Source organism: Mesorhizobium sp. M0663 (assembly GCF_040320585.1).
GTDB lineage: Bacteria > Pseudomonadota > Alphaproteobacteria > Rhizobiales > Rhizobiaceae > Mesorhizobium.
On the sequence record NZ_JAMYPX010000032.1, the window covers coordinates 42,675 to 50,176 of the forward strand.

Consider the following 7,502-nt stretch of genomic DNA (forward strand, 5'->3'; position numbering starts at 1 on the left):
GTCATGGCTTTCCAAGATAGCGGTCGAGGACATTTCTGGTGACGCGCTCGACCATCGCATCCTGCCTTAGCAGGCCAGCAACCCATTCGCAGCTTCCGGCGTGAAACACCTCGCCTTTGCCGCGCGGGAAATTGACGATCATGCCGTTGCCGCGTTTGACCTTGTCGAGGTTGGCATCGCTTGCCTCGCCGAACAGCGCCTCGGCGGTGAAGCGTCCGTCCTCGTCGCCGAGAAACTGGTCGTCGAACGCAATGTCGGCGCTTTCCTCGACCTGGCTCGCCATGCCGACGGCCAGCACTTGCAGCCCGTCCGGTGCACCGCTGTCGGGCTTGGGGTAGGGCAGGCCGCCGCGGATCTCGAAATCGAGCCCGTCGACCTCGTAGCCATAGACATGGCTGTCGGCGCCGAGCAGATCGCCATAGTAGATGCCGGTGCCGGCAAACGCCCAATGCTCCGGCCGGTAGACCGGAAAGCCGCGTACGCCGCGCGGCGCGCAGCCGCCCCAGCCGGCATAGACGCCTCTTGTCGCGTTGAGGCCGAAGGTCGCCGCACCCGGCCGGCCGATTTCCGGCGCTTCCCAGGAATTGGTGGCGCGCCTTATATCGCCGCCGCGATAGGCCGGGTCCTCGGCGCGAGCGCGGTATTTGTAACAGACCTGCCGGCGGCCTTCGTCCTCCAGCCTGGTCTGCCACATGAAATTGCCGGCAAAGCGCGCCGCATGACCGCCGCGCTCGACATAGGTGTCGACCGCATCGCGCATTTCCCAGGTCCAATATTCGTCGTGGCCGACCAAGACGACGCAGTCATAGCCGTCGAGAATGTCGGGCGAAAAATGCAGATCGTGCTGGCTGGCGAGATCGACGGCGTAGCCGGCACGCTCGGCGAAGCGGAAGAAATGGCTGTCGTAGCTTGCCCAGCCGGACGAGGCGTATTTCTTCGAATGGCCGGTAGCAAAGGCCCATTCCATATGCGGATAGCGCGGCACGGTTTTCGGCGGCACGGCGACTTCGAGCGGCACGCGCGGCGCGTCCCTGGGCAGCACGACGAAGCCGCGGCACCACGGCCGTTGGGTCGACACCATTCGTGCATATTGGTCCCGGCCTGGCCCGGTGATGCCTTCGTAATGGTTGGAACCGCCCCATGTATTGTAGGCGAGCCAGGTGCTGGTGGCAGCCACCTGCAGCACGCGGCCGGGTTTCTTGCCGGGCTGCGGCGAGACGATGAAAAGGTGATGACAGCGGATCGGCTTGCCGTCGCGACCGTCCGCTTCAAGCGTGACGCGATAGGCGCCGGATGGCCAGTCGTCGCCGATGCGAAACTCGAACGACGCTTGCCAGCCGCAGCCTTCGACCGAACATTGATCCGGCGTATCTTGCCAGCGCGCCGCAATCCCGGTCCTTTCGAACATTGTCGTTTCCGCGCCGCCGTCGCGGATGATTGCGATGCCGAAACCGGCGGCCGTCGAACTGACATGCAGCGCCACCATCTCGCCGGGGCGATAGGAAAAACGGTCGCTGTAGCACCAGATTTCGCCGCGCCTGCCATCCATACCGGGCCATTCCCAGTAATGGCTGCGCACCGCCTGGCGTCGCTGCTCCGGCGTCAGTCCGAAATCGGGAAACTCGGTCGGCGGATGGTTCATGGACACCGCTAAGGTCGAAGGCCGCCATTTCGGCCATCCGCCGGCCAAGCGTCAATTGGAAACGATCGGGCCAGCCATTGCCGGGCTGCTCCCTTGGCCTTGCCTGACAAACAGACTATCTCACAAAGGGCGGCGTTGTCCGCCACGGGAGCCGATATGCTGAGAGTGCAAAAGGTCAGGGTCAACGATATCTACGTGCCGACGGCGCGCAAGAAGACGTTGCATCCCGAGACCGTCCGCCATCTGGCCGAGGACATTCTGGAAAACGGCATGAAGATGCCGATCCAAGTGCGCCATGACGGCAAGCGCCATATCCTGGTCGAAGGGTTGCATCGGCTGGAAGCGGCCAAGTGGCTCGGCGAGACCGAGATCGACGCCTATCTGGTGCAAGCCAAGCGCCACTGAAGCCACTTATTTCCGTCGTTCGAATCTCCTGTCCCGCGGATTTTTTCGCGGACCGTGTCGGCTTGCGTCTTGTCGGTTCGTCCTAGACACGGAAGCCAAAACCGACATGTGAGGAAACATCATGACCACCAAGCTCGACATCGCCCCCAACTCCGATCGCGAGCTGGTTCTCGCCCGCATCATCGATGCGCCGCACGAGAACGTCTATCGCTGCTGGACCGAGCCAAAGCTGTTGACGCAATGGTTCTCGCCGAAGCCGTGGATGACGCCGCGCGCCGAAATGGATGTGCGGACCGGTGGCTCCACCCTTGTCGTCATGGCCGATCCCGACGGCAAGGAGTTCCCGAATCCAGGCATCTTCCTCGAAGTCGTACCGGGCAAAAAGCTCGTCTTCACCGATGCCTATACGAAGGCGTGGGAGCCGTCCGAAAAGCCGTTCATGACGGTCGTGCTGACCTTCGAGGACGAGGGCGAGGGCAAGACCCGCTACATTGCCCGCGTCGCGCATTGGTCGGTCGCCGACCGCGAACAGCACGAGAAAATGGGTTTTCACGAGGGCTGGGGCCAGTGCGCCGAACAGCTTGAGGAGGTCGCAAACCGACTTTGATGCAAACGAGAGAGGGAGACTGATGTCCAGATCGGTATTTTTCGCCATTTTCGCCTCGGCCGCCGCGCTATTTGCCGCGCCGGGCACCATCAACGCAGAGGAGGCCAAGCCCGCCATGACGACCGCAACCGCAACACTGCCGACGCCGGAAAAATCCGGCCTGCTGCCGATCAACGGCCTGAACTATTATTACGCCGTCTATGGCAAGGGCGAGCCGCTGCTTCTGCTGCATGGCGGTCTCGGCACGACCGACATGTTCGCGCCGATCCTGCCGAAGCTTACCGAGAACCGCACCGTCATCGGGGTCGACCTGCAGGGCCATGGCCGCACCGCGCTCGGCGACCGGCCGCTCAGCCTGGAGGCGATGGGCGACGACATGGCGGCAATCGTCAAGGCACTCGGCTACGACAAGGTCGACGTGATGGGTTATTCGCTGGGTGGCGGCGTCGCCTTCCGCATGGCCGTCCAGCAGCCTGAAGCGGTGCGCCGCCTGGTGCTGGTCTCGACCGGCTACGCCGCGGACGGCTTCTACGCCGAAATGCGTGGCCAGCAGGCACAAGTCGGCGCGGCGATGGCCGACATGATGAAGGACACGCCGATGTACAAGTCCTACGTCGCGGTTGCGCCGCATCCGGAGGATTTTCCGAAACTGCTCGACCAGCTCGGCGCCTATATGCGCAAGGACTACGACTATTCGGCCGACGTGCCGAAGCTGAAAATGCCGGTGATGCTGGTGTTCGGCGACAGCGATATGTACCGGCCCGAGCACGAGATCAAGTTCTATCAGATGCTCGGCGGCGGGTTGAAGGACGCCGGCTGGATGCGCGAGAACCTGTCGCAGAACCGCCTGGCGATCCTGCCGAACCGCACCCACTACGACGTGTTCTTCGCGCCGGAACTGACAGCTGCCGCGCTGCCGTTCCTCAATGGCCAGACCAAGGTCAAGACCTGGGACGAGGTCGTCAACGAAACGAACTGACGCCCAGTCAATTGTCTGCCGGCCGTCTTCCGCGAGATGGCCGGCATTTCGCCCATGGGGCCTTGGCCCGGCGCATCGGCCAATCGTGGATCGGCCGCATCACAGCTATAGATGGCGCCATCAAAGCTTTTCAATTGACGCTGCCACGCCTATCGATAGGTATGCCGCCTATCCTCACAGGGCAGGGACGCGGGTGATGGCAAGATATCAGGGCGGGTGTTTGTGCGGCGCGGTGCGCTACCGCGCCGAGGCGGCACCGATCAATGAGCGCGTCTGCCATTGCCGGTTGTGCCAGAAGGCGCTGGGTGCCGCCTTTAACGCGCGCGTGCTGTTCCGCATCGACGATGTGACGGTCGACGGACCGCTGGCGACGGTGAATTCCTCGCCCGATCTCAAGCGCGGCTTTTGTCCCCGCTGCGGCACGACGATGTTTTCCCGACGCGATTCCGCCGGCATCATCGGCATCACCACCGGCTCCCTCGATGATCCCTCGGTGTTCAGGCCTGAGATGCATATCTGGACCGCCTCGAAGCAGCCCTGGGTGCAGATCGATGACGGCCTGCCGCAATATGAAGGCGCGCCACCTCCGGCTTGAGGTGAAATCTGGACAAAATTTAATCCAAAGCGACACGAGATAGCCGGCAAAGCGTCATTGGCGGGCCATCATTGCTGCCTATCTATTGGCATGCGGGCAGGCAGTCGAGGAGGCGACGGATGAACGACAGCATCAACACCCTGGATGAACTCTTGAGCGATCCGATGATCAAGCTGGTAATGGAGCGCGACCGCGTGCAACCGGCACAACTTCGCACGTTGCTCGAAGAAAAGGTCCGCCGGGTAGACGATGATGCGCCGGTCAACGATCGCTTTGTACCGCCGGCCCACCTCATGGCCACGACCTGTCACAAGCTGTGGTTGTGCAGCTAGGGTCTTGAAGCGGTCAGCCGGAATTTGCCGGCAAATAGCTGTAATGGCTGCGGAAATAGGCAAGCTTGAAGCCGAGGCGTGCATAGTTGCGGTAGGCTGGCCCCTCACGTTCGGCTCGCGGCGCCTCGATATCGGCCACGAACAGTTTTGCACCGGCCGCAAGTCCGTCGCGCACCATCGCTTCGCCGAGCATTGCATCGAGGTCGAAGCTCGGCGCCATGATGCCGGGCACCGGCGCGTCGATGCCGCTCCAGGCCATGCCGTCGGCGCCGATGAACATCGAGCGCACCGCCGCCACCGCGTCTTCCCGCCGCAGCATGTAATGATGCCAGCCGCGCCGGCCGGCCAGCGCCAGCAACCACGGTGAGGTCGGCAACCGATATTGGCTGTCGATGAACCCAGCCCATTCCCTTGCCGTTGCCGGCGTCACCCGCTCGACCGAGACATCCTCCGTCGGGAAAAGCGGCTCAGCGGGCAATGGCGTCGCGTCGCGAAAGATGCGTTCCCAGCCGCCCTGACGTTGCAGGCCGCGCGCCTCGAGCCAGCAGCTGAGCGTCGCGGGCTCGGTGTGTGGATTGGTGTAGAACCAGGGCCGCAGAATGCCGGCGTCGCGATAATGCGCCAGAAGTGCGTCGAGCCGGCTCTCGGTGGCCGCGCTCTCGACGCCGAAATTTTTGACACAGTTGAAATGGATGAACGGGATCGTCGTGCAGGTGGTCCAGACGAGATCGCCATCTTCGGCGATGGCAAGGCCTTGCTTTGCGGCAAAGTCTGCCGGGGCGGCGCGATAGAGATCGAGCCACGCATTGACCTCGGCGCGTTCGATGGCGCGGCTGAGGTTGCGAGGTATCTCGTCGACCCCGATGGCGGGCGAGCATGGCTCCGGCGGGACTACGGGCTGCAATTCTGACAGGGCGGCGGGCTGCATGACGTCCTCCACGTGGTGCCTTACACCGTAAGATTAGTGGAGACTAATCTCATGCCGTGCGTTGTCAAGCCGAGGCAGCGACGTGGCCGAACATTGGAGGGACAGCGCACCTCCGCCCGGCCAACGTCCCGCCGCAAAGCCCTAACAATTCGATTCAAACTTTGTTGGTAGTTTCTTGTTAGGAATCCAGCTTGGTTTGTCCGGCGGCGTTGTCCTGCCTTCGGTCTGTTGTGTTTTGCGTACAGGTCCAGATGCGGTTATCAGGCGTCGTCATCTTTTCGATCGCAGCGCTGTGCCTTGCCGGCTGCACGTCGACCTCCGGCGTCGATGCACTGCAAGTGCCGTCCAGCGAGACCACCAGCTCGGTTGTGCGACCGCCCGCGCCGATCGCCTCTGCGGCGAAAATCGATGCTGCGCCCGCTTTTGCCGAACAGGAGCAGGACGAACAGCCGGTCGCGATGGACGTACCCGATCAGGACGTCGAACCGCCGGCCGAGGTGATCGCGCTGATGTCGCCGCCGAAGCGGCTGACACGCGCGGCACCAGCAATGCTTGCCGAACCGGTCACGCGCTATGGTTTTCGCGATGCCAAGCCGATCAATTTCGGCAAGGCATCCTCGCCGAGGCGTCTCGCCGTCCACGGCGTCGACGTTTCGCGCTGGCAGGGCAATGTGAACTGGGGAAAGCTGCGTGCCCAGGGCGCCAATTTCGCCTACATCAAGGCCACCGACGGGGGCGACCATCTCGACCCGATGTTCACCAGAAACTGGCGCAGTGCCGACGCCGCCGGCCTCAAGCGCGGCGCCTATCACTTCTTCTATTGGTGCCGCACCGCCGGCGAGCAGGCCGATTGGTTCATCCGCAACGTGCCGCGGGTCGAGGGTGCGCTGCCGCCGGTGATCGACGTCGAGTGGAACGGCGACTCCAGCTGCAAGCGCCGCCCATCGCGGCAAAAGGTGCTGGAAAAGATGCAGGTGTTCATGGACAAGCTCGAGCGCCACTACGGCCAGCGGCCGATCATCTACACCGCGCCCGACTTCTACCGTGACAATCTCAGGGGCGCCTTCCTCGATTATCCGTTCTGGCTGCGCGCCGTGGCGGCGCACCCGTCAAAGGTCTATCCCGACCGCAAATGGCTGTTCTGGCAATATTCCGGCTCCGGCCTGTCGCACGGCGTAAGAGGCCGCATAGACCTCAACGTCTTCCACGGCGATGAGAGGGCCTGGCGCGACTGGGTGGGCGGCCGGCAGATGGTGGCCGAGGCGGAGTAGCGCGGCAGCTTCTTCCTTCTCCCCATGTGGGAGAAGGTGGCTCGGCGCGGAGCGCCGAGACTGTTGAGGGGTGTTGGACGGAGCGCCGCCGGTGCCAAGCTGGAGCACCCCTCATCCGACCTCGCTTCGCGAGGCCACCTTCTCCCACAAGGGGAGAAGGGGAGGCGCCGCGCCATCCCCTTTGGTTGGTCTCGAACGTCGGCCCTTATCTGAGGATTCCTTGGAGGTCGTCCCCAGGATTGGATAACGTCGCCCCATGCCGCATCAGCCCGTTGCGCCCACCAAACGTCGCTTCGCCCGCTCAATGCGACGCGAGCCGACGGAAGCGGGGGACCGCCTGTGGCACGAACTGCGCGGACGTAGGCTCGATCGCATCAAATTTCGGCGCCAGGTTCCGGTCGGCAAGTTCATCGCCGATTTCATTTGCGCCGAGGCCAGACTGATCATCGAGATCGACGGCAGCCAGCATGCGGATTCGAACTATGACCGGGAGCGGGACGCCGAACTTAAGGCGAGGGGCTTTCGTGTACTGCGTTTCTGGAATGACGACGTGCTGCGGGATCTGAACGCAGTCTGCGACACCATCATCGCTTACGTCCGCGATGACAGTTTGCAGCCTTGGCGGTAATCGCGCGCTCTTCCCTTCTCCCCTTGTGGGCTAGCGTGCGCACACATCTGCTTCGGAGAGGTGTCAAGGGAGTTTTGGTTGGGTAGCAGGTTTGGCTTGCGGGGTTGGAATCATG

At 63.1% G+C, this 7,502-nt stretch carries 9 protein-coding genes; 7 read left to right on the forward strand and 2 right to left on the reverse strand.

What is annotated here, in order from left to right; all coding sequences use genetic code 11:
• Nucleotide 1: 1 nt before the first annotated feature.
• Entirely contained in the window at nucleotides 2-1,642 is a 1,641-nt protein-coding gene (locus tag NKI54_RS30980) for a N,N-dimethylformamidase beta subunit family domain-containing protein (protein WP_352637854.1), read from the reverse strand.
• 156 nt (nucleotides 1,643-1,798) lie between these two features.
• Here NKI54_RS30980 and NKI54_RS30985 point away from each other — a divergent pair, with 156 nt between their 5' ends.
• The 5 genes from NKI54_RS30985 to NKI54_RS31005 all read left to right on the forward strand — a co-directional run bounded on the left by NKI54_RS30985 (nucleotide 1,799) and on the right by NKI54_RS31005 (nucleotide 4,560).
• A complete protein-coding gene (locus NKI54_RS30985; protein WP_023674751.1) occupies nucleotides 1,799-2,047 on the forward strand; it encodes a ParB N-terminal domain-containing protein in 249 nt (82 codons plus the stop codon).
• 121 nt (nucleotides 2,048-2,168) lie between these two features.
• Nucleotides 2,169-2,654 carry an SRPBCC family protein gene (locus tag NKI54_RS30990; RefSeq protein WP_352693432.1) on the forward strand — a complete coding sequence of 162 codons (486 nt, stop codon included), beginning with the start codon at nucleotides 2,169-2,171 and terminating at the stop codon, nucleotides 2,652-2,654.
• Nucleotides 2,655-2,676: 22 nt separating this feature from the next.
• Nucleotides 2,677-3,633 (forward strand): alpha/beta fold hydrolase, encoded by a 957-nt coding sequence (locus NKI54_RS30995; protein WP_023674753.1) that lies wholly within the window; start codon nucleotides 2,677-2,679, stop codon nucleotides 3,631-3,633.
• Nucleotides 3,634-3,829: 196 nt separating this feature from the next.
• Nucleotides 3,830-4,228, forward strand: a complete 399-nt coding sequence (locus NKI54_RS31000) for a GFA family protein (RefSeq protein ID WP_023674754.1) — start codon at nucleotides 3,830-3,832, stop codon at nucleotides 4,226-4,228.
• A gap of 119 nt (nucleotides 4,229-4,347) precedes the next feature.
• The gene (locus NKI54_RS31005) at nucleotides 4,348-4,560 is read left to right on the forward strand and encodes a hypothetical protein (protein ID WP_023674755.1); all 213 of its coding nucleotides are present in this window, start codon (nucleotides 4,348-4,350) and stop codon (nucleotides 4,558-4,560) included.
• Nucleotides 4,561-4,573: 13 nt separating this feature from the next.
• Here NKI54_RS31005 and NKI54_RS31010 read toward each other — a convergent pair whose 3' ends face one another.
• A complete protein-coding gene (locus NKI54_RS31010) occupies nucleotides 4,574-5,488 on the reverse strand; it encodes a hypothetical protein (RefSeq protein ID WP_352637857.1) in 915 nt (304 codons plus the stop codon).
• A gap of 251 nt (nucleotides 5,489-5,739) precedes the next feature.
• Between NKI54_RS31010 and NKI54_RS31015 the strand changes: the two genes are divergently transcribed.
• On the forward strand, nucleotides 5,740-6,759 hold the full coding sequence (locus tag NKI54_RS31015) for a glycoside hydrolase family 25 protein (RefSeq protein WP_023674757.1): 1,020 nt from the start codon (nucleotides 5,740-5,742) through the stop codon (nucleotides 6,757-6,759).
• A 256-nt stretch (nucleotides 6,760-7,015) separates the two neighbouring features.
• Nucleotides 7,016-7,387, forward strand: coding sequence for an endonuclease domain-containing protein (locus NKI54_RS31020; protein WP_352637858.1), 372 nt, complete (start codon nucleotides 7,016-7,018; stop codon nucleotides 7,385-7,387).
• Nucleotides 7,388-7,502 lie beyond the last annotated feature (115 nt).